General features: G+C 74.2%; 24 protein-coding genes. 10 read left to right on the top strand and 14 right to left on the bottom strand.

Features of this window, described 5'->3' with window-relative positions:
* Positions 1 to 10: 10 nt before the first annotated feature.
* A complete protein-coding gene (locus tag ACIBR0_RS08395; RefSeq protein WP_396713510.1) occupies positions 11 to 1,294 on the top strand; it encodes a PQQ-binding-like beta-propeller repeat protein in 1,284 nt (427 codons plus the stop codon).
* A gap of 9 nt (positions 1,295 to 1,303) precedes the next feature.
* On the opposite strand, the gene ACIBR0_RS08390 is transcribed toward ACIBR0_RS08395, so the two are convergent.
* Positions 1,304 to 2,500: a peptidase C39 family protein gene (locus ACIBR0_RS08390; protein WP_396713508.1), complete on the bottom strand. Its 1,197-nt coding sequence runs from the start codon at positions 2,498 to 2,500 to the stop codon at positions 1,304 to 1,306.
* A gap of 143 nt (positions 2,501 to 2,643) precedes the next feature.
* On the opposite strand from ACIBR0_RS08390, the gene ACIBR0_RS08385 reads away from it, so the two are divergent.
* The 4 genes from ACIBR0_RS08385 to ACIBR0_RS08370 all read left to right on the top strand — a co-directional run bounded on the left by ACIBR0_RS08385 (position 2,644) and on the right by ACIBR0_RS08370 (position 5,458).
* Positions 2,644 to 3,312, top strand: coding sequence for a response regulator transcription factor (locus ACIBR0_RS08385; RefSeq protein WP_396713506.1), 669 nt, complete (start codon positions 2,644 to 2,646; stop codon positions 3,310 to 3,312).
* A 23-nt stretch (positions 3,313 to 3,335) separates the two neighbouring features.
* Positions 3,336 to 4,508, top strand: coding sequence for a sensor histidine kinase (locus ACIBR0_RS08380; RefSeq protein WP_396713812.1), 1,173 nt, complete (start codon positions 3,336 to 3,338; stop codon positions 4,506 to 4,508).
* 165 nt (positions 4,509 to 4,673) lie between these two features.
* Entirely contained in the window at positions 4,674 to 5,075 is a 402-nt protein-coding gene (locus tag ACIBR0_RS08375) for a VOC family protein (protein ID WP_396713504.1), read from the top strand.
* Complete coding sequence (locus ACIBR0_RS08370; protein WP_357034615.1) at positions 5,072 to 5,458, top strand: VOC family protein; 387 nt, start codon at positions 5,072 to 5,074, stop codon at positions 5,456 to 5,458. The genes ACIBR0_RS08375 and ACIBR0_RS08370 overlap by 4 nt, the downstream gene beginning before the upstream one ends.
* 52 nt (positions 5,459 to 5,510) lie before the next feature.
* Here ACIBR0_RS08370 and ACIBR0_RS08365 read toward each other — a convergent pair whose 3' ends face one another.
* The 6 genes from ACIBR0_RS08365 to ACIBR0_RS08340 all read right to left on the bottom strand — a co-directional run bounded on the left by ACIBR0_RS08365 (position 5,511) and on the right by ACIBR0_RS08340 (position 13,545).
* A complete protein-coding gene (locus tag ACIBR0_RS08365) occupies positions 5,511 to 6,671 on the bottom strand; it encodes a hypothetical protein (protein WP_396713502.1) in 1,161 nt (386 codons plus the stop codon).
* 75 nt (positions 6,672 to 6,746) lie between these two features.
* On the bottom strand, positions 6,747 to 7,574 hold the full coding sequence (locus ACIBR0_RS08360; RefSeq protein ID WP_396713811.1) for a hypothetical protein: 828 nt from the start codon (positions 7,572 to 7,574) through the stop codon (positions 6,747 to 6,749).
* Between the two features lie 472 nt (positions 7,575 to 8,046).
* Positions 8,047 to 10,113: a 3-hydroxyacyl-CoA dehydrogenase NAD-binding domain-containing protein gene (locus tag ACIBR0_RS08355; RefSeq protein ID WP_396713500.1), complete on the bottom strand. Its 2,067-nt coding sequence runs from the start codon at positions 10,111 to 10,113 to the stop codon at positions 8,047 to 8,049.
* Complete coding sequence (locus ACIBR0_RS08350) at positions 10,110 to 11,306, bottom strand: thiolase family protein (RefSeq protein WP_396713498.1); 1,197 nt, start codon at positions 11,304 to 11,306, stop codon at positions 10,110 to 10,112. Before ACIBR0_RS08350 ends, ACIBR0_RS08355 begins: the two co-directional genes overlap by 4 nt.
* A 229-nt stretch (positions 11,307 to 11,535) precedes the next feature.
* Positions 11,536 to 12,882 carry a ribonuclease D gene (locus tag ACIBR0_RS08345; RefSeq protein WP_396713496.1) on the bottom strand — a complete coding sequence of 449 codons (1,347 nt, stop codon included), beginning with the start codon at positions 12,880 to 12,882 and terminating at the stop codon, positions 11,536 to 11,538.
* A gap of 90 nt (positions 12,883 to 12,972) precedes the next feature.
* Entirely contained in the window at positions 12,973 to 13,545 is a 573-nt protein-coding gene (locus tag ACIBR0_RS08340; protein ID WP_396713494.1) for a DUF3000 domain-containing protein, read from the bottom strand.
* Positions 13,546 to 13,754: 209 nt separating this feature from the next.
* Here ACIBR0_RS08340 and hemE point away from each other — a divergent pair, with 209 nt between their 5' ends.
* From hemE to ACIBR0_RS08320, 4 genes are all read left to right on the top strand, one after another.
* Positions 13,755 to 14,852, top strand: coding sequence for a uroporphyrinogen decarboxylase (gene hemE, locus ACIBR0_RS08335; protein WP_396713492.1), 1,098 nt, complete (start codon positions 13,755 to 13,757; stop codon positions 14,850 to 14,852).
* Between the two features lie 5 nt (positions 14,853 to 14,857).
* The gene (hemG, locus tag ACIBR0_RS08330; protein ID WP_396713490.1) at positions 14,858 to 16,267 is read left to right on the top strand and encodes a protoporphyrinogen oxidase; all 1,410 of its coding nucleotides are present in this window, start codon (positions 14,858 to 14,860) and stop codon (positions 16,265 to 16,267) included.
* The gene (gene hemQ / locus ACIBR0_RS08325) at positions 16,264 to 16,965 is read left to right on the top strand and encodes a hydrogen peroxide-dependent heme synthase (RefSeq protein WP_357040552.1); all 702 of its coding nucleotides are present in this window, start codon (positions 16,264 to 16,266) and stop codon (positions 16,963 to 16,965) included. The genes hemG and hemQ overlap by 4 nt, the downstream gene beginning before the upstream one ends.
* An 83-nt stretch (positions 16,966 to 17,048) precedes the next feature.
* Positions 17,049 to 17,792, top strand: coding sequence for an HAD family hydrolase (locus ACIBR0_RS08320; protein WP_396713487.1), 744 nt, complete (start codon positions 17,049 to 17,051; stop codon positions 17,790 to 17,792).
* Here the strand turns inward: ACIBR0_RS08320 and ACIBR0_RS08315 are convergent.
* From ACIBR0_RS08315 to ACIBR0_RS08285, 7 genes are all read right to left on the bottom strand, one after another.
* The gene (locus tag ACIBR0_RS08315; RefSeq protein WP_396713485.1) at positions 17,752 to 18,900 is read right to left on the bottom strand and encodes a trypsin-like serine peptidase; all 1,149 of its coding nucleotides are present in this window, start codon (positions 18,898 to 18,900) and stop codon (positions 17,752 to 17,754) included. The two genes, ACIBR0_RS08320 and ACIBR0_RS08315, sit on opposite strands and share 41 nt — an antisense overlap.
* Positions 18,897 to 19,220: a CU044_2847 family protein gene (locus tag ACIBR0_RS08310; protein ID WP_396713483.1), complete on the bottom strand. Its 324-nt coding sequence runs from the start codon at positions 19,218 to 19,220 to the stop codon at positions 18,897 to 18,899. Before ACIBR0_RS08310 ends, ACIBR0_RS08315 begins: the two co-directional genes overlap by 4 nt.
* A gap of 156 nt (positions 19,221 to 19,376) precedes the next feature.
* Positions 19,377 to 20,474: a lytic polysaccharide monooxygenase gene (locus ACIBR0_RS08305; protein ID WP_396713481.1), complete on the bottom strand. Its 1,098-nt coding sequence runs from the start codon at positions 20,472 to 20,474 to the stop codon at positions 19,377 to 19,379.
* A 120-nt stretch (positions 20,475 to 20,594) separates the two neighbouring features.
* Positions 20,595 to 21,044 (bottom strand): GNAT family N-acetyltransferase, encoded by a 450-nt coding sequence (locus ACIBR0_RS08300; RefSeq protein ID WP_396713479.1) that lies wholly within the window; start codon positions 21,042 to 21,044, stop codon positions 20,595 to 20,597.
* A gap of 52 nt (positions 21,045 to 21,096) precedes the next feature.
* Positions 21,097 to 21,996, bottom strand: a complete 900-nt coding sequence (locus tag ACIBR0_RS08295) for a cytochrome c biogenesis CcdA family protein (protein WP_396713477.1) — start codon at positions 21,994 to 21,996, stop codon at positions 21,097 to 21,099.
* 11 nt (positions 21,997 to 22,007) lie between these two features.
* Positions 22,008 to 22,622, bottom strand: coding sequence for a redoxin domain-containing protein (locus ACIBR0_RS08290; RefSeq protein ID WP_396713475.1), 615 nt, complete (start codon positions 22,620 to 22,622; stop codon positions 22,008 to 22,010).
* Positions 22,623 to 22,774: 152 nt separating this feature from the next.
* On the bottom strand, positions 22,775 to 23,035 hold the full coding sequence (locus ACIBR0_RS08285) for a Prokaryotic metallothionein (protein WP_396713473.1): 261 nt from the start codon (positions 23,033 to 23,035) through the stop codon (positions 22,775 to 22,777).
* Between the two features lie 154 nt (positions 23,036 to 23,189).
* Here ACIBR0_RS08285 and ACIBR0_RS08280 point away from each other — a divergent pair, with 154 nt between their 5' ends.
* Positions 23,190 to 23,465, top strand: coding sequence for an isoamylase early set domain-containing protein (locus ACIBR0_RS08280; protein ID WP_357033902.1), 276 nt, complete (start codon positions 23,190 to 23,192; stop codon positions 23,463 to 23,465).
* The last annotated feature ends 12 nt before the right edge of the window (positions 23,466 to 23,477 follow it).

Genomic DNA, 23,477 nt, shown 5'->3' with positions numbered 1-23,477 from the left:
GTGGTGCCGCATGACGCTGATCGACCTCGGTGAGGTGCGCGACGTTCCGCCACCCGAGCCGTCCCGCCGTCCTCCCCGCCGCCCGCCCGGCCGGCTGCTGCCGTGTCTCGCGGTCCTGGCGTTCGCCCTGGCCACACTCACCGCCGCGACACTGCCGGCCGAGCGCGTCGCCGCCGCCGTACCGGCCCCACCCGGCGCCGGCCTGCTCGTGGCCGGCGACCTGCTCCTCGTCGTCGACCCGATCGGCGAACGGCCGACGGCGCGAACCGTGACCGCGTACCGGCTGGACGGTGGCGAGCCGCTGTGGCGGGTGCCGCTGCCGATCGACGCCGGCCGGCTCTGGTCCGTCCCGATGGGATCGGACGCGGTGGTGTTGACCGGCCAGGAGACCGACGGGCCAGGCACCAGCACGATGGCCCTCGACCCGGCGACGGGCGCGTTGCGGTGGCGGATCCCCGCCGGTGCGGTGGCCCGGGCGGGCGACGGTCTGCTGGTGCAGACGTTCGGCAGCGGCGCCGACCGGGGGACGGTGCAGGTGGTCGACCCCTGCTGCGGAACCCTGCGCTGGCGGGTCGCCACACCGGCCGGGGAGGTCTCCTTCCGGTCGACGGACGAGGACGTGGACCGGGTGGTGTTCAGCGACCCCGGGGGACGGGTCGAGGTGCGCGACGCCGCTTCCGGCGCGGTGCTGGCCGCCGCCGACCTCTGGTCGCCCGAGGACCAGCCGTACGGGTCCACTCAGGTGGTCGGGGACCTCCTGGTCACCGTGGGCGGCACCCCGCCGACGGTGACCGCCTACGGCCTGGACCGGCTGGACCGGCGCTGGCGGGTGCCGATCGGCGACGCCCGGTACGCGACGCCGTGCGGCCCGCTGGTCTGCGTCCAGTCCGAAGGGGGGCGGCTGCGGGCGCTCGACCCGACGACCGGCACTCCGAGGTGGACGGAGGACCGGTGGGACGGCTTCTGGCAGCTCGGCGGGGTGCTGGTCACCGATCTCGACCGGCCCGCTGGTCCGAGCGCGGAGTACGTCCTGCTCGACCCCGCCACCGGGCGGGTCCTCGGCAGCTGGGGACAGTGGGAGATCACCGGACCCGACGGCCCGGGCGGCCGGCTCGTGGGGACCCGGCTGTACCCCGGTGGCGGCCTCCTCGTCGCGGAGCTGGACACGACGACGCACCGGGCGCGCCCCCTCGACGTGCTGCGCGAGGCGGCCGGTGAGTGCCAGGTGGCCCGCGACCGGCTGGTGTGCCGCCGGATCGACGGCACGGTCGGCCTGTGGCGACTGCCCCGCTGACGCGACGCGCTACCAGTTCGGCTGGGCCGGCGGCGGGGGCAGGGGAAACCCGGGCGGGCGGAGCACGTACGCCACCCCGCCGCTGCCGGCCTGCCAGGCCGCCTCGAACGGCCCCCGGGGCACGGTACGGCGGACACCGTCGTCGTCCGGGGCGTACGGGTCGTTGAGCACCGGGTCGCCGGTCGACGTGAACCCGACCAGCACCATCAGGTGCCCGGCCGTGTCGTAGTCCAGCCCCGGCACCTGCCCGGCGCGGAACGCCGCCGAGACGACCAACGGGATGCCGGCCGCGACGAACGCCTCCGCCTCGGCGAGCGAGCGCAACCGCGTGACGAAGGCGTCCACCCCGTGCAGGCCGGCGTACGCGGTGTTGAACGGCCAGTTGCCCGCGCCGCCGTACGCGTGGTCGAAGCAGTGCCGCGCGGCGTGCACCACCACCGGGCGGGGACCGGGCGGGTCCACCCAGGCGTACCGGTCCCCGGGCGGGACGGCGCCCCAGTAGGCCAGCACCATCGAGATGCAGGTGGGGCTGCACCAGGAGTCGCCCCCGCCACCCCAGCCCTGCACCCCGGCGTGCAGCCGCTGCGAGTAGCGCGGCACGTCCAGCACGGTGCCCCAGGCGACCGGAGCACCGGCCGGACCCGGTGTCGGACCGGTGGGGCCGGGATGAGTGCCGGAGGCGACGGCACCGACGGTGTGCAGCAGCGGGCCGTCGGTGGCGTCCTCCGGGCGCAGCAGCGTCACCCGCAGCTGCCAGCCGGTGACCGCCGCGCCGGCCAGCACGAGCGTGTCGGTGTCCACCCGGGCGACCCCGTCGCGCTGCCCGGGCACCGAGGTGCGGCGTACGGCGTGGTCGGCGGCGGCCCAGTCGGCGAGCACGTACCACCCGGTGGCGGCCCCGTCGTCGCCCCACCCGCGGGCCTCGACCCGCAGCCAGCTGTCGCCGGGGGTGTCCGCGGTCCACGAGGGCACCACCTCGCGTACGGCGAAACCCGCCTCCACCGGCGCGGACGTCCAGCGGCCTGCGACGTGGCGGCGCAACCGGCCGTCGGGGCCGGTGCGGTCCACGAGGCCGGCCGGCTCGGCGAGCACCAGGCTCCGCCCGCTCGGTTCCAGCCCCTCGGCGACGCCGGAGTCGAGGCTGTCGGGGAACCGGAAACCCCGGTAGGTGATGTCGCGCCCGGTCGTGGGCGTCGTGCTGATCATGGACCGTCCGTTCCTGCCGGTGACGACTGCCGGCAGCATCGCGTACGCCGAAGGTTCTGTGCAACGGTGGCCGGGACGGCGGGGGACGGCCGGTTGCCGCCTCGCACTAGGTTGTCGGGAGGTCAGGGGCGGAGGAGGCCGGGATGCGGGTGCTGGTGGTCGAGGACGAGCGCAACCTCGCCGACGCGATCGCGCGGGGGCTGCGCAAGCGGGGGATGGCGGTCGACGTCGCCTACGACGGCGACGCGGGCCACGAGGCCGCCTTCGTCACGCGGTACGACGTGGTCGTGCTGGACCGCGACCTGCCCGGCGTGCACGGCGACCAGATCTGCGCGGACCTGGCCGCCTCCGGCGCGCTCACCCGGGTGCTGATGCTGACCGCCAGCGGCACGGTCGCCGACCGGGTGGAGGGGTTGCAGCTCGGCGCCGACGACTACCTGGCGAAGCCCTTCGCCTTCGACGAGCTGGTGGCCCGGGTGCAGGCGCTCGGCCGGCGCGCCACCCCGCCCGCCCCGCCGGTGCTGGAGCTGGCCGACCTCGTGGTCGACCCCGCCCGACGGGTGGCGACCCGCCGGGGCGAGCCGGTCGACCTGACCAACAAGGAGTTCGGCGTGCTGTGCGAGCTGCTCAAGGCGCGGGGCGCGGTGGTCTCCAGCGAGGAACTGCTGGAACGGGTCTGGGACGCCAACACCGACCCGTTCACCACCATCGTCCGGGTCACCGTGATGACCCTGCGCCGCAAGCTCGGCGAACCGCCGCTGATCGAGACCGTCGTCGGTGCGGGCTACCGCACGGCCGGGACGCCGTCGTGAACGCGCGGGCCGAGGTCGAACCGGTGGCCCGGCGTTCCCGGTTACGGCCCACTCTGCGGCTGCGGCTGACCCTGCTCAACGGCGTCCTGCTGGTCGGTGCCGGCGCGATCCTGGTGCTGCTGGCCTGGCTGCTGGTCCGGGACGCGCTGCGGCCCACCGACGAACTGCTGCCGGGCACCACCGTGGTGCTCGCCGACGGGCGGTCCCTGGACGCCGCGCAGTGGCAGCGGCAACTCGTCGACGCCGCCGGCCGGGAACTGCTGGCCAAGGGCCTCGCCGCCCTGCTCGCCGTCGGGATCGTCGGGGTGGCCGGAGCGTACGCCGTGGTGGGCCGGGCCCTGCGCCCCCTGCACCAGGTGACGGCGACCGCCCGGCGGCTCGGGGAGACCACGCTGGACCAGCGGATCGGCTACTCCGGGGCCGACGACGAGGTGGCCGAGCTGGCCAAGACGTTCGACGACATGCTGGACCGGCTGGGGGAGGCCTTCGAGGCGCAGAGGCGGTTCGTCGCCAACGCGTCGCACGAGCTGCGTACCCCGCTTGCGGTGATGCGTACCGAGATCGACGTGACGCTGAGCGACGACGACGCGGACACCGGTGAGTACCGGCGGATGGCCACCGTCGTCCGGGACGCCTCCGAACGCGCCAACGGCCTCGTGGACGCCCTGCTGATCCTCGCCCGCAGCGAGGCCCAGGCGGGCCGTCGGCTGGGCCGGCGCATTGAGTTCGACCTCGCCGAGGGCACCGCGAACGCCCTGTCCGCCGTGCGCCGGGAGGTGGAGCGGATCGGGCTGCACGTGCAGACCTCGCTGGAGTGCGCGCCGGTCGTCGGCGACCCGGGGCTGCTGGACCGGCTCGCCGGCAACCTCGTCGAGAACGCCGTCCGCTACAACCACCTGCATGGTCGGCTGTGGGTGCGGACCGGCTCCGACGGGCAGCGGTCCTGGCTGGTGGTGGGCAACACCGGGTTCGAGGTGGACCAGGCCGACGTGCCGGGGCTGTTCGAGCCGTTCCGGCGCGGTGGCCGGGAGCGTACCGGTGCCCGGGGTTCCGGCCTGGGGCTCTCCATCGTGCGTGCGGTCTGCGACGCCCACGGCGGCACGGTCAGCGCCGTCGCCCAGCCCGGCGGCGGCCTGGAGGTCACCGTGACGCTGCCGGCCGCCGACGCCAGGCCGGGTCCGGATCCGGCCCGCTGACCGCGCGACGGGGTTGCGGCGGGCGCCCCGACGGTGTGAGGATCATCGCGTCAGCCCGATCAAGGAGGGGGGTGCGTCGATGTTCACCGTCATGCTGTCCGCACCCCGCCTCGCAGGCTGACCTCACGCACGCGGGGTGCCCTGATCTCCTCAGGAGGAGACCCCGTGTATCCACGGATCCACAACGTCAGTTTCGACTGTCACGACACCTACGCCCTGTCCGGCTTCTGGTCGGCGGTGCTCGGCCGGGAACGCCACGCCGACGACCTCCCGGGTGACCCGGAGGCCGTCCTCGTCACGACCCACCCGGACGCGCCGAACGTGTTCTTCCAGCAGGTCGCGGAGACCAAGGCGGTCAAGAACCGGGTGCACATCTGCCTGGAGCCCGCCGGCCGGACCCGCGACGAGGAGGTCCAGCGGGTGCTCGACCTCGGCGCCACGGTGGTGAGCGATCATCGGCGCGCCGACGGCACCGGATGGGTGGTGCTCGCCGACCCGGAGGGCAACGAGTTCTGCGTCCTGCGCAGCGCGGCGGAGCGGGTGTCCACGACGAAGGAGTCAGCGTGAGCGCACGCATCCACAACATCAGCATCGACTGCCATGACACGTACGCCCTGGCCGGTTTCTGGGCCCAGGTCTTCGAGTGCCCCCGTCAGCCGGACGACTTCCCCGGGGACCCGGAGGCCATGCTGCTGCCTCCCGGTGGCCCGGAGGTGCTCTTCCTGGCCGTGCCGGAGGGCAAGCAGGTGAAGAACCGCGTCCACCTGGACCTGCAACCGACCGACCGGACGCGCGACGAGGAGGTACGCCGCCTCCTGGAGATCGGCGCCGTCCACGTGGCCGACCACATCGGGCCGCAGGGCCAGGGCTTCGTGGTGCTCCGCGACCCGGAGGGCAACGAGTTCTGCGTCGTACGCAGCGCCGCCGAGCGGGCGGCGCAGACCGCCTGACGCGACGGGCCCCGTCCAGATGGACGGGGCCCGTTCCGGGCGGTCGGTCCGATCAGCCCTGCTGCTCGATCTGCCCGCGCATGGCCACCAACTCGTCCGCCACCTGCGCGCCGGACTTGAAGTAGATCATGATCATGCCGACGCTGCCTCGGTCACTCCAGATGCAGAGGCCGATGTTGACCTCGGCCGCCTTCGCGTCACCGCACTTGGCCTCACCGCCGAGCGGACCCGCCTCGACGTCGGTCATCGGGCCGACCTCGACGGCGCTCTGCTTCGCGCCGGCGATCGTGTCGTTCAGCGTCTTCCCCGGGTCCGCGTTCGGCCCCGAGGCCGCCGCGACCATCACCAGGTCCTTCTTGGCCGGGGTCCCGTAGAACGCGCCCACGGTGCTGGTCGCCCCTGGAAGCGACTTGTTCAGCGTGGTCTCGAGCTGCCTCGCGATGTCCAGCAGGTTCGGGTCGGTGACCTTCGGCCGGCCAGCCAGGGTCTCCGGCGCGACCACCCGGGTCTTGGTGGCCGTGTCGACGGCGTCCTTGACCTCGCCGCCGACGAGCGCCACCGCCACCGCCGCGCCGCCTCCGCAGAGCACCAGCACCGCCAGCAGCGCGATCAGCAGGACCTTGCCGGTGGACCGCTTCTTCGGGGCGGGCGTGAACGCGGGGGTGCCGTACGGCTGGCCGGGCCCGCCGGCCTGCGGGCCCGACGGGTAGCCCCCTCTGTCCGGGGCGGAAGGGTAGCCGCCGGGCTCCGGTGCGGAGGGGTAGCCGCCGGGCTCCGGTGCGGACGAATAACCACCCGATGACGACGGCGGATAGCCGGCCGGCTGCTGGTACCCCGCCGGCGGGTAGCCGCCGTACTGCGGCCCGGACGGGTAGCCGCCCTGCTGCTGCGGTCCGGAGGGGTACCCGCCCTGCTGCTGTGGCCCGGAGGGGTAGCCGCCCTGCTGCTGCGGTCCGGAGGGGTAGCCGCCCTGCTGCTGCGGTCCGGAGGGGTAGCCGCCCTGCTGCTGCGGTCCGGAGGGGTAGCCGCCCTGCTGCTGTGGCCCGGACGGGTAGCCGCCCTGCTGCTGCGGGCCCGACGGGTAGCCGCCGTACTGGGGCGCGGGTGGCCGCCCGCCGTACTGGGACGGCGGGGCGCTGTCCGGCTGCCGAGGCGGGTACGCGCCGTAGGGCGCTCCGCTTCCCGGCTGGGAGGGGTAGGGCGGCTGCGTCATGTCAGGTCAGCTCCAGGTCAGGGGTGCGAACGGGTGCGGCCGGCGGTGTCCGTCGTGGACCCGCCGGCGACGGTGTCAGGAACGCTTCTCGATCTGGCCCCGGATGGAGACGAACTCGGACTTCGCCTTGGAGCCGGAGGAGAAGAACATCACGATCATCCCGACGCTGCCCTGGTCGGCCCAGACGCAGACACCGAGCGGCACGTCGGAGGACTCGCCGTCACCGCACTTCGCCAGGCCGCCGAGCGGCCCCGGGCTGACCGTGGCCATCTTCCGGACCGACAGGTCGGTGGTGACCCCCTTGACCGCGTCGTTCAACTCCTTCTCGGGGTCGAGGACGAAGCCGGACGCGCCGACCACCATGACGATGTTCTGCTTCTCCGGGCTGCCGTAGAAGGCGCCGACGGCCCCGCTCTCGCGGCTCACGGTCGACTTCATGTCGCGGACCATCTGGTCCGCCAGGGCCTTCAGCTCGGGGTCGGTGCTCTTCGGACGGCCGCCCAGGCTCTTCGGGGTGACCAGCCGGATCCGGGGGTCCGCGCTCGCCTCGTCGGACGGGGTCTCCGCCGGAGCGGAGCCCGCGTCGTCCGGGCCGGTGCTCGGAGCCGCGCCGGGGGTCGCGCCGGACGAGGCGACCGGGGCCGGCTCGTCGTCGCCGGAGAGCGCGACGTAGGCCAGACCGCCGCCGCCCAGACAGAGCACCAGGATCCCGGCCAGGGCCAGCGACAGGACCAGGGGGAGCCGGGACCGCTTCGCCGGCGGGGCGCCGTCGTACGACGGTTCACCGAACGGCTGAGGGGCGGGGTGGGCGCCGGGCTGGCCGGCGTACGGCTGACCGCCCGGGTACGCGCCGGACTGCGGCGGCGGGCCGAAGGCGCCCGGGGGCGTGCGGCCGGACGAGATGCGCGGCTGGATCTCGGTGGGCTGGTCCTCGGGGCGGGCCGGCGTGCCCCACGGCTGCGGCGGGGCCGGCGGGGTCGCACCGGGCCAGGCGCCGGGCGAGGTGGGCTGGTTGCCCGGCTGCCCCGCGGCCGGCCAGGGCGTCGTCGGGGCGGGCTGGCCACCCGGGCGGGGCGCGCCCGGCCAGGGGGCGGCCGGCGGCCGGGCGCCGGGGTCGAACGGGCGTGCGGGCGGGCCGGAGGGGCCGCCGTACGGCGGGTGACCGGGGCGTTGGCCCTGGTCCGGTTGCCCCGACCAGGGGTCGACCGGCGGTGAGGACATGACATCAGCTCCAGGCGTGTGCGAACGGGCGATCCTAGCGAGCCGGCCGCCTGTTTCGCTGCCCCGTATTTCCCCGGAGACAGACGAACGCGGTGGCCGCCACCGTCACCCGGGACGGTAGGCGACCACCGCGAACGCGGCGGAACGGGGTGGGTCAGCCGCGCAGGCTGGCGACACCGCGCGGCAGGAACCGCTGGCCGGTGACCTGCTCGCTGGTGCCGGTCCGGTCCAGGTACGGCGTGACGCCGCCCAGGTGGAACGGCCAGCCGGCACCGAGGATCATGCACAGGTCGATGTCCTGCGCCTCGGCGACGACGCCCTCGTCGAGCATCAGGCGGATCTCCTGGGCCAGCGCGTCGAGCGCGTTCTGGCGCACCTGCTCCTCCGTGAGCGGCTGGTCGCCGACCACGAGCAGCTTCGCCACCTCGGCGTTGATCTCGTCGTCGGCCACGATGGGCTGGCCGGAGTCGGCGATCCGCTTGAGGTTCTCGCTGACGCCGAACCGGTCCGGGAAGGCGGCGTGCAGGGTGCCGCCCACGTGGTACGCGACGGCCGGTCCGACCAGCTGGAGCAGGGCGAGCGGACGCATCGGCAGGCCCAGCGGGTCCAGCGCGCGGTTCGCCACCTCCAGCGGGGTGCCGGCGTCGACGGCGGCGAAGACCGTGCCGAGGAAGCGGGTGAGCAACCGGTTGACGACGAACGCGGGGGCGTCCTTCACCAGCACGCTGGACTTCTTCAGCTGCCTGCTCACGGCGAACGCCGTCGCGAGGGTGGCGTCGTCGGTCCGCTCGCCGCGCACGATCTCCAGCAGCGGCAGCACCGCCACCGGGTTGAAGAAGTGGAACCCGACGACCCGCTCCGGGTGCTCCAGGTCCTCGGCCATCGCGGTGATCGAGAGCGACGAGGTGTTCGTCGCCAACACGGTCTCCGGCTTGACGATCTTCTCCAGCTCGGCCCAGACCTGCTTCTTGACGGTCAGGTCCTCGAACACGGCCTCGATGACGAAGTCGGCGTCGGCGAAGACGCCCTTGTCGACCGAGCCGCTGACCAGGCCGTACAGCTTGGCCGCGGTGCCCTTGTCCATCCGGCCCTTGCTGACGGCCTTCTCGATCTGCGAGTGCACGTAGCCGACACCCTTGTCCACCCGGGCCTGGTCCAGGTCGGTCATGACGACCGGCACCTGGAGGCGGCGCGCGAACAGCAGGGCGAGCTGGCTGGCCATCAGGCCGGCGCCGACGATGCCGACCTTGGTCACCGGTCGGGCGAGGCCCTTGTCCGGCGCGCCGGCCGGCCGCTTGGCCCGCCGCTGCACCAGGTCGAACGCGTACAGGCCGCTGCGCAGCTCCTCGGAGAAGACCAGGTCCGCGAGGGCCTCGTCCTCCGCCGCGGTGCCCGTCGCGAAGTCCGCGTCCTTCGCCGTCTCCAGCAGGTCCAGCGCCTTGTACGCGGCCGGGACCGCACCGTGCAGCCGCTGGTCCAGGGTCTGCCGGGCGAAGTAGAGCACGCCCGCCCACATGTCCTTGTCGACCTCGGGCCGGGTCACCGTGACCTCGCCCTGCACGACACCGGCGGCCCACTCCAGGGACCGCTCCAGGAAGTCGGCCGGCTCCAGCAGGACGTCCGCGATGCCCATCTCCGCCGCCTGCTTCGGCTTGAGCATCTTGTTCTGCATCAGCGGGTTCTGGATGATCACCTGGGTCGCGGCGGGGATGCCGATCAGGTTCGGCAGCAGCTGCGTGCCACCCCAGCCGGGGACCAGCCCGAGCGAGACCTCGGGCAGCGCCAGCGCCGCCGCGCCGCCGGACAGCGTCCGGTAGTGGCAGTGCAGGGCCAGCTCCAGGCCGCCGCCCATCGCCGCGCCGTTGACGAAGGCGAACGTGGGGACCGTGCTGTCCTTGAGCCGGGCGAAGACCCGGTGACCGAGCCGGCCGATCTCCAGCGCCTGCTCGCGGTCCGCGAGGGCCGGCAGGCCGACGATGTCCGCGCCGACACAGAAGATGTACGGCTTGCCGGTCACCGCGATGAACGCCGGGTCCGCCGCCAGGGCAGCGGTGATCGCCTCGTCCAGGCTGGTCAGGCCGCCCGGACCGAAGGTGTTCGGCTTGGTGTGGTCGAAGCCGTTGTCCAGGGTGATCAGAGCGGCCGGGCGGTCCAGGCCCGGTACGCGTACCTGGCGCAGCAGCGCCCGGGTCACGACCTCGTTCGGTGCGGCGAGGCTCACTTGTCTCCACCCTCCCAGTGCGGGTTCTCCCAGATCACGGTGCCGCCCATGCCGATGCCGATGCACATGGCGGTGAGGCCGTAGCGGACCTCGGGGTGCTCGGCGAACTGCCGGGCGAGCTGGGTCATCAGCCGTACGCCCGAGGAGGCGAGCGGGTGACCGATGGCGATCGCACCGCCCCACGGGTTGACCCGGGGGTCGTCGTCGGCGATGCCGAAGTGGTCGAGGAAGGCGAGCACCTGCACGGCGAACGCCTCGTTCAGCTCGAACAGGCCGATGTCGTCGATGGTCAGGCCCGCGATGCGCAGCGCCTTCTCCGTCGACGGGATCGGGCCGACGCCCATGACCTCGGGCTCCACGCCGACGAAGCCGTACGACACCAGCCGCATGGCGACCGGCAGGCCCAGCTCGCGGGCGGTGGCCTCGTCCGCCAGCAGGCTGGCGGTGGCGCCGTCGTTCAGGCCGGCCGCGTTGCCCGCGGTGACCTTGCCGTGCGGGCGGAACGGGGTCTTGAGGGTGGCCAGCTTCTCCAGCGAGGTCTCCCGGGGGGCCTCGTCGGTGGTGGCCAGGCCCCAGCCGTTCTCCTCGTCGCGGATCGCGACCGGCACCAGGTCGCCCTGGAGCTTGCCGTTGGCGTACGCCTTCGCGGTCTTCTGCTGCGAGGCGAGCGCGAACGCGTCGGTGCGCTCCTTGGTGATGTGCGGGACCCGGTCGTGCAGGTTCTCCGCGGTCGCGCCCATGACCAGCGCGGACGGGTCGACCAGCTTCTCCGCGATGATCCGCGGGTTGGGGTCGACGCCCTCGCCCATCGGGTGGCGGCCCATGTGCTCGACGCCGGCGGCGATGGCGATGTCGTACGCGCCCATGGCGATGCCGCCGGCGACCGTGGTCACCGCGGTCATCGCGCCGGCGCACATCCGGTCGATGGCGAAGCCGGGAACGGTCTTGGGGAGGCCGGCCAGCAGCGCGGCGGTCCGACCGATGGTCAGACCCTGGTCGCCGATCTGGGTGGTGGCGGCGATGGCCACCTCCTCGACCCGCTCCGGCGGCAGCTGCGGGTTACGGCGCAGCAGTTCACGGATGCAGCGGATCACCAGGTCGTCGGCGCGGGTGTTGGAGTACATCCCACCCGCCTTGCCGAACGGGGTGCGGACGCCGTCGACGAAGACGACATCCCGGACTTCACGGGGCACTTGAGCCTCCTCTTCGACCATCATCCGGCCACCGCGCCGACAGGCGGCACCACGGCACGGATGAGGTCGCCTGCACGGGCGTGTTCCCCCGGATGCTACTCGCGGGTAACTACTCGCGTCAGCAGGCCCCGTGTGGCACGGGACACATTCTCGCCGCCGCACGGCCCCCCTTCGTGTCGATCATGAGGTTGTTGTCGCGACGCGCCGGGCGGGGACGACAACTTCATGATCAACCCGGGTGGGTCGGGGTGGTGGCGGGGTGAGGGTCGTGGAGGGCGCCGGTCAGGTCGGCCTTCAGCAGGCCGATCTGCCACTCGCGGGCACCGAAGCCCCGCAGGGTCTCCGCCACCGTCTCCTCGGTCACCTCCTCCGGCGGCACCCAGGCCAACCGGCGGATCGAGTCCGGGGTGATCAGGTTCTCCGCCGGCAGGTCGTGGGAACCCGCGATGCGGACCACCACCTCCCGGCACCGGGCCAGCCGGGCCGCCGCCACCGGATCCCGCTCGGCCCAGCGGTGCGGCGGTGGGGGACCCTCCACCGCCGGCGCGACCGGCAGCGCGTCGTCCGGCAACTGCCGGGCGTCGTCCAGCGCGGCCAGCCAGGTGCGGGCCAGCCGGCGGACCGACCGGCCACCGAAGCCGGGGAGCGTGAGCAGGGTCTTCTCGTCCTTCGGGTCCAGTTCGGCGGCGGCGACGATCGCCGAGTCCGGCAGCACCCGGCCCGGTGCGGCGTCCCGGCGGGCGGCGATCTGGTCCCGGGCGTACCACAGGGAACGGACCCGGGCCTGCGCCCGCGCCCCGCGGACCCGGTGGATGCCGGACGTGCGGCGCCACGGCTCGGCGCGTACCCGGGGCGGCCGGGCGCCGTTGCGGACCAGGGCGGCGAACTCCTCCGCGGCCCACTCCGACTTGCCCTGCCGGGCCAACTCGGCGTCGAGGGCGTCGCGCAGGTCGACGAGCATCTCCACGTCCAGCGCCGCGTACGTCAGCCACGACTCGGGCAGCGGCCGGCTGGACCAGTCGGCGGCCGAATGGTGCTTCTCCAGGCTGAACCCGAGCAGCTGCTCGGTCAGCGCGGCCAGCCCGACCCGTTCGAAGCCGGCCAGCCGGGCGGCCAGCTCGGTGTCGAAGAGCCGGCGCGGGCGCAGACCCAGCTCCGCCAGGCACGCCAGATCCTGGCTGGCCGCGTGGAGCACCCACTCGGCCTGGCCGATCACCTCGTCCAGCGCGGTCAGGTCGGGCAACGGCAGCGGGTCGATCAGCACGGTGCCGGCGCCGGCACGGCGCAGCTGCACGAGGTAGGCGCGTTGGCTGTAGCGGTACCCCGAGGCGCGTTCGGCGTCCAGGGCGACCGGGCCGCTGCCCGCCGCGAAACGGGCCACGACCTCGTCGAGCTCGCTCGGCGTGGCCACCGGCTGGGGCGTGCCGTCGCGGGGGGCGGTCAGCGGAACGGGCCCGCCGGCGGTCGGGGCGTCCCCCGCGTCCTCCGGCTCCGGCAGGGCCGACGGCGGGTGGTGCGGTGCGTGTCCCGTACGGCTTTCGGCGGCCCGACGGCGCAGGGGTGGTTCGTCGGTCACCTGACAACCCTAGTGCGCGAGTCGAATCCGTGTGTGCAGCCGGTCCGGCGCGTGTCGGTCGGATGACGTCCGGGTGTCCTCCGGGGGCGCTCAGGCGGCGCCGGCGGGACGCCGCTCGGGCAGCGCCGTGACCCCCGGCGGCGGCAGGCCGGCCGTCGAGGCGAGCAGCGCGCACCAGGCGTTCAGGTGCGGGGCCAGGTCGTCGTCGAGCGGAGTCCAGGAGGCCCGGATCTCGACGTCACCGGCGGCCGGCGGCCCGGCCAGGTCACCGAACCGCGTCGACATGGTCTGGGTGATCGTGCCACCGATCGCCCGGTGCCCGGCGTCCTGCGCGTCGAGGGCGTCGGTCAGCCACGTCCAGCCCACGCCGGGCAGGAGCGGGTCGGCGGCCAGGTCCACCTCCAGCTCCGCCGTCACGTACGTGACCAGCCGCAGGGTGCCCTGCCACGCCTCGTGGCCCGCCGGGTCGTGCAGCAGGATCAGCCGCCCGGTGGCCACCTCGTCGCCGTCGCGCAGCACGGTCGCGGAGAGCGCGAAGGCGTACGGGGCGAGCCGCTGCGGCGCGCCCACCTCCTCCAGCAGGATCTCCGGCCGGGGCGCCGCGGACCGCAGCCCGGCGACCGCGCGGGCGAAGGTCTCCGGGAGCGCGATCGGGGGGGCCATGCCGGAAGCGTAAGCCGCCGGCCGCCCGCCGACCCGTACGGCGCGCCGAAGTCCCGGCCCCGGGACGGTGGCTCTCCGCACGTGCACGCCGGGGTGTTAACCGGGGGCCCTTCCTCTACCGGAGGCGTTAACGGGGGGCCCTTCCTTTCACGTCACAAAAGGTGATGGTGGGCGTGGGCGCGGGTGGGCCGCGTGGCACGATTGCCGCGATGAGCACCGACACCACGGGCACCGTCGCCCGAGACGACGACCCCCGCCCCGGCGGACCGGCCGACTCTCCCTTCGTCCGGGCGTGCCGGCGTCAGCCCCGCTCGCACACCCCGGTCTGGTTCATGCGCCAGGCGGGTCGCTCGCTGCCGGAGTACCGGGAGATCCGGGCCAACGTCGCGATGCTGGAGTCCTGCCGCCGCCCGGACCTGGTCACCGAGATCACCCTCCAGCCGGTCCGCCGGCACGGGGTGGACGCCGCGATCCTGTTCAGCGACATCGTGGTGCCGGTCGCCGCCGCCGGTGTCGACCTGGACATCGTGCCCGGCACCGGGCCGGTCGTCGCCGAGCCGGTGCGCACCCTCGACGACGTCGAGAAGATCCGCCCGATCACCCGCGAGGACGTCTCGTACGTGGACGAGGCGGTCCGGCTGCTCGTCGCGGAGCTGGGCGACACCCCGCTGATCGGCTTCGCCGGGGCGCCGTTCACCCTGGCCAGCTACCTCGTCGAGGGCGGGCCGTCGCGGACGCACGCGAAGACCAAGGCCCTCATGTACGGGCAGCCGGAGCTGTGGCACGCCCTGGCCGGCCGGCTGGCCGAGGTGACGCTGGCGTTCCTGCGGGTGCAGATCGACGCCGGGGTGTCCGCGGTGCAGCTCTTCGACTCCTGGGCCGGCGCGCTCTCCGAGGCCGACTACCGCCGCTTCGTGCTGCCGCACTCCGCCGCCGTGCTGTCCGGGCTCGCCGACGCCGGTGTGCCCCGCATCCACTTCGGGGTGGGCACGGGCGAGTTGCTGGCCACGATGGGCGAGGCCGGCGTCGACGTGGTCGGCGTCGACTGGCGTACGCCGCTGGACGTCGCGACCCGCCGGATCGGCCCGGACCGGGCGGTGCAGGGCAACCTCGACCCGTGCGTGCTGCTCGCACCCTGGCCGGCGGTGGAGGCCGAGGTGCGGCGGATCGTGGAGCAGGGTCGCGCGGCGCCGGGCCACGTGTTCAACCTGGGGCACGGCGTGCTCCCGGAGACCGACCCCGACGTGCTGACCCGGGTGGTCGCCCTGGTGCACGAGCTGTCCGCCCGCCCCTCCGACCAGGGCTGAGCACCGTGCGGACGCCGTGGCGGGTGGCGGTGGTCGGCGGCGGGATCGCCGGGTTGGCCGCCGCGGTCCGGTTGCGCGACCGCGCGCCCGCCGGCACCGAGATCGCCGTGTACGAGCAGTCCGGCGCCCTCGGCGGCAAGCTGCGCACCGGCGAGCTGGCCGGCTCGGCGGTGGAGTTCGGCGCCGAGTCGTTCCTCATGCGCGACCCGGCCGGCGGCGAGTCGGCCGCGGTGGCCCTGGTCCGCCGGCTCGGTCTGGCCGACCGCATCGTGCACCCCACCGTCGGGCAGGCCGCGCTGGTGGTCGACGGAGGGCTGCGCCCGATCCCGGGCGGCACCCTGGTGGGCGTACCGGGGGATCTGGAACGGGTGACCACGGTCGCGCGACCGGCAGTGGACGCCGACACCGACGGTGGCGGCCCGTTGCTCGGCCCGGACGATGACGTCGCGGTCGGCGCCCTGGTCCGCGCGCGGTTCGGCGACGAGGTGGTCGACCGGCTGGTTGACCCGATGCTCGGCGGCGTGTACGCGGGCCGCGCCGACGACCTGTCCCTGGTCACCACGATGCCGGCGCTGGCCCGGGCCGCCCGCGTCGAGCACACCCTCGTCGGTGCGGTCCGCGCCGCCCAGGCGGTGGCGCCCCGCGCCCCCGGCACGCCGGTCTTCGGCACCCTGGCCGGCGGCCTGAGCACCCTGGTCGACGCCGCCGCGACGGCCAGCGGTGCGACGGTCCGCACGAACGCGACGGTCCGCGAGCTGACCCCGGCCGGCGACGGCTGGCGACTGACCGTCGGCCCGACCCGCGACCCGCAACACGTCGACGTCGACGCGGTGGTCCTCGCCGTGCCGGCCCGGCCGGCGGCGCGCCTGCTGGCCGGCGTCGCCGACGAGACGGCGGCGGGCATCGGTGGGCTGGACTACGCGAGCGTCGCGCTGGTCACCCTCGCGCTGCCGGAGCCGGCCCTGCCGGAGCTGTCCGGCTTCCTGGTGCCGTCCACGGAGGGGCTGCTGATCAAGGCGTCCACGTTCTTCACCACCAAGTGGGGGCACCTGCGCCGGCCGGACGGGCTGGCCCTGGTCCGCGCATCCGTCGGCCGGTACGGCGAGGAGGAGCAGCTCCAGCGCCCCGACGCCGACCTGGCCGCCACCGTGCACCGCGAACTGTCGGCGGTGCTCGGCACCGCGCTGCCGGCGCCGGTGGCGGGGCACGTGCAGCGGTGGGGCGGGTCCCTGCCGCAGTACGCCCCGGGTCACGCCGACCGGGTGGCCGCCGCGCGCGCCGCCCTGCGGTCCAGCCACCCGACCCTGGCGCTGGCCGGCGCCGGCTACGACGGGGTCGGCATCCCGGTCTGCGTCCGCTCCGGCGGCACCGCGGCCGAAGAGATCATCACTGCACTGGGAGGATCGGGGTCATGACCGAGCAGACCAACGCGGCCCGGCTTCGGGAGCTCAACGCCAGCATCCGCTACACCATGTGGTCGGTGTACCGGGCCAGCAGCCCGCTCCCGTCGCTGCGCGAGAACGTCACCGGCGAGGTCGAGGCCCTCTTCGAGGAACTCGCCGGCAAGGACGTCGTGGTCCGGGGCACGTACGACGTCTCCGGCCTGCGCGCCGACGCGGACGTGCTGATCTGGTGGCACTCGGCGTCCAGCGACGCCCTGCAGGACGCGTACCTGCGCTTCCGCCGCACCACCCTGGGCCGGTCGCTCACCCCGGTCTGGTCGCAGATGGCGCTGCACCGGCCGGCCGAGTTCAACAAGAGCCACATCCCGGCGTTCCTCGCCGGTGAGGAGGCCCGCCCGTACCTGTGCGTGTACCCGTTCGTCCGCTCCTACGAGTGGTACCTGCTGCCCGACGCCGAGCGCCGGGAACTGCTGAAGGAGCACGGCCAGATGGCCCGTGGCTACCCGGACGTGCGCGCCAACACGGTGGCCTCGTTCGCGCTCGGGGACTACGAGTGGATGCTCGCCTTCGAGGCCGACGAGCTGCACCGGATCGTCGACCTGATGCGCGACCTGCGGGCCTCCGGCGCCCGCCGGCACGTGCGCGAGGAGATCCCGTTCTACACCGGCCGCCGCCGCTCCGTCGCCGACATCGTGAACGGCCTGGTGTAAGGAAGGGCCCCCGCTTAACGTCTCGCGTTGTACCGGGGGCCCCTCTTAACACAACGCTCCACGCCGGCGGGCAGGATGCGGCGATGGGGACGCACCTGCTGCTCGACTTCTTTGGCACCATCGTCGACTACTCGCCCAGCCGCACCGACCAGGGCTACCCGGAGTCCCACGCCCTGCTCCGGCGCTGGGGCGCCGACCTGAGCCGGCCCGACTTCCTCACCGCCTGGTCGGCCGTGTGCGCCGAGTTCGACCGGCGCAGTGACGCCGACGACTCCGAGTTCTCCATGACGGAGGTCGGCACCGAGTTCCTGGCCCGGGTGCTCGGCGAGCCGGCCGCTCCGGCCGACGTGGAGACGTTCGTGGTGACGTACCTGCGGGAGTGGAACAGCGCGGTGCGCGTACCGGCCGGGATGCCGGACCTGCTCGCCGACCTCGCCGCCACCCGCCGGCTGGCGGTCGTCACCAACACGCACCGGGCGGACCTGGTCCCCGGCCACCTCGCCGCGATGGGCGTCGCGCACCTGGTGGACGCGGTGGTCACGTCGGTCGAGGTCGGCTGGCGCAAACCCCACCCGGCGATCTACGCGGCCGCGCTGGACACGTTGGGTGTGCCCGCGTCGGCCGCGGTCTTCGTCGGCGACACCTTCGTGGCCGACTACGCCGGACCGGAGGCCGTCGGGATCCGCGCCTTCCTGATCGATGCGACGGCCCGGCACCCGGTGCCGGCCGAGCGTCGGCTGGATTCCCTCTTCGACCTGCCCGGCCGGCTGGCTCCGATGACGGAGGTCAGTGGTCGTCGGTCATCATCGAGCGGATCTGGTCGATGACCTCTCCGAGCCGTTCCCAGGACTCCGCTCCGCCGGCGTCCGGGGTGTAGACGCTGAACTCGCGAGCCTGGCAGTCCAGGTAGAACCCCTGGACGCGGCGATACGCGTTCTTGCTGGGGACCGTGCGGACCCGACGGGTCGTGTCGACCAGGTCGGCGTACGGCAGCAGGACCGGACCGAGGCCGGCGGCGTCCCGGACCAGGCGGATGCCGTACGAGGTGAGGACCAACGCCACGTAGTTGAAGAAGATGCCCATCTTGCCGCGCAGATAGAGAATCTCCTCGTCCGGCGGGATGCCGAACTTGTGGCGGATGGTCTGGAGTTCGCCCGGCTGGACGGTGGCCGTCGACCGGAGGCGGGCGTCGGCCGGGGCCCGGGACACGATCGACCGCACGGCGGCGACGAACGCGGCGTGCCCGCCCGGTTCCGCGTCCGGGTGGGAGGAGAAGAGTCGTGCCCGGGGCCACGCCCCGGACAGGTGGAATACCGACTGGGCGTACGCGTCGCGGACCCGGTCGTCGGCGCTGGCCACGGAGAGCATGCCGACCACGCGGTCCTGCCCGTCGACGCGGACGATGAGGGGCGAGCCGCTGTAGCCGGGCTGGGCCCGCAGCGCCGCCTCGGTCGCATGGTCGACCTGGAGCGCGCCCTGACCGACGACCCCGCGCAGGCTGCCGCCGGTCCAGGCGCCCCGATCCTGCCGGGGCGGGTTACCCGGGAAGCCGAACAGCAGCACGTCCTGCCCCCACTGGTCGCCCCGTCGGGCCAGGCGGGCCGGGCGTACCCCCGGCGGCAGGTCCCGGTCGCAGACCAGGCCGGCGACGTCGCCGCCGATCAGTCCGGTCCGTGGCGGTGGTTGCCAGGCCGCCACCCGGAACCGGCGGGTCTGGGCGCCGGCGTCGCCGGGCAGGAGCGGAAACAGCACGGTGACCAGCTCGTCGGCGGTCGGCCGGTCCTGGTGCAGCAGGGACCGGCCGAGGGCGGTGTTGACGACGTGGGCGCAGGTGACGATGGTGCGCCGGCCGACGACGAAGCCCACGCCGGCGGGGAGCGGGCCGTCGTTCCGGGCGATCCGGGCGATGATCCGCTCCCGCTCCGCCAGGTTCACGCGCCGCCCCAGGTCATCCTCACCACGAAGTGCACCTCGGCCGTGCCCTTGGCGAAGATGACGCCGCTCTCCCCGCCGACCTTGATGCCGAACTCGACCTCCAGGTGGTCGGGGGCGGCGTCGGCGAGGGCCCGTCGGATGCTGCGCAGCGCCGGGCGGAGCGACTCCAGGGCGGTGTCCAGGGTTTCCCGCGACCGCTCGGCAATCACCGTCCCGGGTGGCGAGGCCAGTCGCAGTTCCCCGGACACGTCGCTGTCGGCCAGTTCGAACTGGGCCGTCCCACCGGCCTCCACGGGGAACTCCACCACGTACTGCGTCATCGCCCGTCTCCCCACGCCGTCGATCCGTCGATCGGATCATGAAGGGATACCGCATCCGGGCGGGGCGTGCTGTCGGCTGCCCGACGGCGGCCGGGTCCGGCCGGGGCCGGCCGGGGCCGCGCCGGAGGGAGTAGGTGGCGCGACCCCGGCCGGGTCTCAGGTGGCGGTGCAGGTCAGCGTGGGTACGGGGTTGGTGCCGCTCCACGAGCCGAGGAACCCGAACGTGGTGCTCGCCCCGGCCCCGAGCGCGCCGTTGTACGACATGTTGCGGGCGGTGACCCTCGTGCCGCTGGTGCTGACGGCGGCGTTCCAGGCCGAGGTGACCTGTTGCCCACCGGCGAGGGTCCACGTCACCGACCAGTTCGTGACGGCCCCGCCTCCGGCGGTCACCGTGACCTCACCCTGGAAGCCACCGGCCCACTGTCCGGTCACCCGGTAGGTGGCCGTGCACGCACCGGCTGGCGGCGGCGTGGTCGGCGGGGGAGTGGTGGGCGGAGGAGTGGTCGGCGGCGGGGTGGTTGGCGGCGGCGTCGTGGGCGGGGGAGTGGTCGGCGGGGTGGTCGACCCACCGCCGAAGTCCACGTCGCTGCACAGGTAGTACGACTGGTCCAGGTGGCTGGCCTGCCAGATCGTGTAGACGACGTGCCGGCCGGTGCGACCCGGCGCGTTCGCCGGGATCTCGATGGAGACGCCGTTCGTCTCCGGCTTCCACTGCGATGCCGGGGTGTTGCCGATCTGGCCGACCAGCTCCAGGTCGTCCCAGCCCAGCGGCTCGGTGAGGGCGTCGAAGCCCTGCCTGGTCGCGTACACCCGGATGTAGTCGGCGCCGTGGCTGGCGCCGTCGAAGAGCCGGACCCGGAAGCTGTTGGCGACCGGGGTGGTCTTCCACGAGCCGACCGCGTCGAGGGAGTTGTACCGCCCGCCCTCGGTCCGGCCGCCGCTGCACAGCTGGCCGTCAGGGATGGCGCCCTGGTGATTGCCGGCGACGCCCTCCCGGAACAGGCCGTTCCAGTTCCACATCGTGTTCGGGTTGGCCTGCCAGGCCTGCCAGCACATCGGGTCCTCGGTGGCCATCCGGGGATTCTGGAAGTCGCTGCCCCAGCGCTGCCAGCAGCCGTAGTTGCGCGAGGCCGGGTCGACCACGGACCCGTGCGCGGAGACGGGGTTGGCCAGCGCGGTGGTCAACAGGAGGATGGCGGCCGCCACGACGGCGAGCGGCCACAGGAGGCGGGGTGATCGGAGCTGAGGGGACACGTGAGCCCTCCGGGAGAGAGGTCGGACGACGACGCCCGGACGTGCCGGGAGTTGCCCCCTCCCGGGCCGGCGGCGTGGCTCTCGTGCTGGCTCCGCCGGCAGACTCCCACACAGATCGTCCTACGTCAATGCGTCCCGTCGCATCGGGGTGTGCGGGATGCCGTCCTCGACGTACTCCGGGCCGATGACCGTGAACCCGTGCCGGGCGTAGAAGGCGACCAGGTGCGACTGCGCCTCCAGCACGCACGGCCGGTCGCCGACCTCGTCCAGGGCCGCGGCCATCAGCCGCCCGGCGTGGCCGCCGCCGCGCGCCGTCGGCGCCACCACCACCCGGCCGATCCGGGCCAGGCCGCCCGGGTCGGCGAGGATCCGCAGGTACGCCAGCGGCCCGCCGTCACCGGCCAGCCACAGGTGCCGGGTACCCGGCTCGACGTCCCGCCCGTCCAGCTCCGGATACGGGCACGCCTGCTCCACCACGAACACGTCGATGCGCAGCCGGAGCAGGTCGTGGAAGGTGCGGGCGTCCAGGTCGGTGAAGGAGGCGGACCGGACCTCGGGCGTGTGCGGCACCCCGCGATGGTAGGGCCCGCCGCCGGGCGCCCGGCGGCCGCGTCCGGTCGGCTCAGGCGACGTCGACCTGCTCGGCGGTGGTGGGAGCGGGACGCGCGGCGGCGCGCCGGTGGCGTACCACCGTGACGCCGGCGGCGATCGCGAGCAGCGCGGCGGCGACGGCCGCGACCCACCACGGGCCCAGACCGTCCAGCCAACCGGCGAGCGCCCTCTGCGCCCCGGCGGCGGTGTCCACCACCCGGTCCTCGGCGGAGCCGCCGCCGAAGAGGCGGATCTCGTACCACCCGTACCACGCCACGTAGCCGCCGGTCAGCACCAGCAGCGCACCGGCGATCCGGCCGAGCAGCGGCGCGGCCCGCCGGGTGCGACGCACCAGCGACTCCCGGGCCAGCGCCACCGCGAGGGCCGCCGCGCCGACCACCAGACCCATCCCGATCGCGTACGCGACGAAGAGGCCCGCCCCGGCCACCGGGCTGCCGGCGCGGAAGCCGGCGACCACCACCGCCAGGAACGGGCCGATGGTGCAGCCGAGGGAGGCGACCGCGTACGCCGCTCCGAACAGCACCATCGAGCCGAACCGCCGCCGTACCTCCGGCCCGGTGGCCAGACGCGGCGTGAACGTGGGCAGCTGCCGGCCGGCGAGCAGCCAGCCGCCGGCCGCCACCAGCGCCACGCCGATCACCACCGACAGCCAGGGCAGCCGTCGGGCCACGGCGTCCGCCGCCGGGCCGGCGAGCAGCCCGAACGCGCCGAACACCGCGACGAACCCGAGGGTCATCGCGCCGGTCAGGGCCAGGGCCCGGCCCACCGGCGCGAGCGGTCCGCGCCGGTCCGCCGGACCGTCGCCGAGGACGAGCATCGAGAGGTACGCGGGCAGCAGCGCGAAGCCGCACGGGTTGACGGCGGCGAGCAGGCCGGCGCCGAGCGCGAGGCCGTAGGGGGCGTCGGTCATGTCGGCTCAGCTCAGCTCAGCTCGGCGACGCGCCGGCGCAGGTCGGCCTGGGACAGCGGCCCGTTGTGTCGGACCGTCCCGGCGGAGTCCAGCAGCACGTAGTGCTCCTGGCTGGTGACGCCGAACCGGCGCCAGACCACGCCGTCGTCGTCCGCCAGGCTCGGGAAGCCGGTGATGCCGGTGTCCCGGGCGAACCGCTTCATCGCGTCGTCGCCGCTGCCGAGGCCGGCCACACCGACCACGCTTACGCGGTCGGCGTTGTCCCGCTGCACGGCGGCGACCGAGTCGGCGACACCCCGGCAACGCGTACACCACGCCGCCCAGAACCACAGCACCGCCGGCTTCCCGGCGAGGCTGCTCCCGGCGAAGCTGCCGCCGTCGACGGTGCGGGCGGTGAAGTCGAGCGTCTTCGGCACGGCAGGGGCCGTGGGGTCGGTGCCCGACGGGGTGCCGCTGGCACCGTCCGGGCTCGCGGTGGCGCCGCCCGGGGCGGGCGTGCCGGCGGCGGCGGTGGTGGTGGCCGGCGCGTCGCCGGAGGACCGGTCGTCGGCGCCGCCGCACGCGCTCAGCGCCAGGGCGGCGGTGGCCAGCGTGGCGGCGATCAGCCGGATGGTGGTGACGGGCATGTCCGGATGCTAGCCGTCCGGGCCGGCCTGTCGTCCTTACCGCTCGCTTACGGTCGCCCCGTCCACTTCGCTCGGTGAGCGCCCCCGCCCGCGCCCCGCGCCCGCCGCGCCTCCCCCCGCAAGGCCCGGCGGCGAGTGGGCCGCGCGGCTCGTCAGGCGGGGCGGGAGCCGACGGCGTCGCGGACCTGGGCTCCCTGTTCGCCCTCCTCGGCGCGGGCGCAGTGCGCGCAGCAGAAGAAGCGGCCGGACACCTCCACGCCGTGCCCGACGATTTTGATCTGGCAGTGCTCGCAGATCGGGGCCATCTTGTGGATGGCGCACTCGAAGCAGTCGAAGGTGTGCACGTCGCCGCTGACCGTACGCACCTCGAACGCCATCCAGTAGTCGTTACCGCAGACCTCGCAGGTCGCCATGATGAAACCCCCGTGAAATGGACAAGTCACCTCAGCGTCAACGAACAGCAGCAGGACGGCAACCGGAACCGGCAAACCTGATCCGGCCTGCGGCGAGTCGTCCCCGGCGTGTCGGCCGTTGGACCCGGAGCAGGCCTCGATACCGGAGGAACACGTGATCAAGCGCAACAAGCTCTTCGGCAACCAGACCCGGGTGACCTTCTGCCTTCCCCGGGACGCTCCGCCCGGCCCGGTCAGCGTCGTCGGCTGTTTCAACGACTGGGAGCCGGGCCGGCACGAACTCGTCGCCCGCCGGGACGGTACCCGGACCGTCACCGTGCGGCTCGGGCCGGGGGAGTACCGCTTCCGCTACCTCGCCACGGGCGGCGTGTGGCTGGACGACGAGTCGGCCGACCGGGTGGACGAGCGGGGGAGTCTCCTGAAGCTCTGAGCTGGCGCCCAG

Source organism: Micromonospora sp. NPDC049497, from assembly GCF_044465805.1.
Classification (GTDB): Bacteria; Actinomycetota; Actinomycetes; order Mycobacteriales; family Micromonosporaceae; genus Micromonospora.
The sequence above is the reverse complement of the archived record's forward strand: the minus strand, read 5'-3'. Positions and strand labels throughout refer to the sequence as shown.

Bases quoted from the DNA above. Each gene is read 5' to 3' on its own strand.
- ACIBR0_RS08310 (WP_396713483.1), bottom strand. From the start codon at position 19,220: ATGACGCAGTACGTGGTGGAGTTCCCCGTGGAGGCCGGTGGGACGGCC.
- hemE (WP_396713492.1), top strand. From the start codon at position 13,755: ATGAGCACCGACACCACGGGCACCGTCGCCCGAGACGACGACCCCCGC.
- ACIBR0_RS08340 (WP_396713494.1), bottom strand. From the start codon at position 13,545: ATGGCCCCCCCGATCGCGCTCCCGGAGACCTTCGCCCGCGCGGTCGCC.
- ACIBR0_RS08365 (WP_396713502.1), bottom strand. From the start codon at position 6,671: ATGACGCAGCCGCCCTACCCCTCCCAGCCGGGAAGCGGAGCGCCCTAC.
- ACIBR0_RS08290 (WP_396713475.1), bottom strand. From the start codon at position 22,622: ATGCCCGTCACCACCATCCGGCTGATCGCCGCCACGCTGGCCACCGCC.
- ACIBR0_RS08320 (WP_396713487.1), top strand. From the start codon at position 17,049: ATGGGGACGCACCTGCTGCTCGACTTCTTTGGCACCATCGTCGACTAC.
- ACIBR0_RS08395 (WP_396713510.1), top strand. From the start codon at position 11: ATGACGCTGATCGACCTCGGTGAGGTGCGCGACGTTCCGCCACCCGAG.
- ACIBR0_RS08390 (WP_396713508.1), bottom strand. From the start codon at position 2,500: ATGATCAGCACGACGCCCACGACCGGGCGCGACATCACCTACCGGGGT.
- hemQ (WP_357040552.1), top strand. From the start codon at position 16,264: ATGACCGAGCAGACCAACGCGGCCCGGCTTCGGGAGCTCAACGCCAGC.
- ACIBR0_RS08285 (WP_396713473.1), bottom strand. From the start codon at position 23,035: ATGGCGACCTGCGAGGTCTGCGGTAACGACTACTGGATGGCGTTCGAG.
- ACIBR0_RS08295 (WP_396713477.1), bottom strand. From the start codon at position 21,996: ATGACCGACGCCCCCTACGGCCTCGCGCTCGGCGCCGGCCTGCTCGCC.
- ACIBR0_RS08385 (WP_396713506.1), top strand. From the start codon at position 2,644: ATGCGGGTGCTGGTGGTCGAGGACGAGCGCAACCTCGCCGACGCGATC.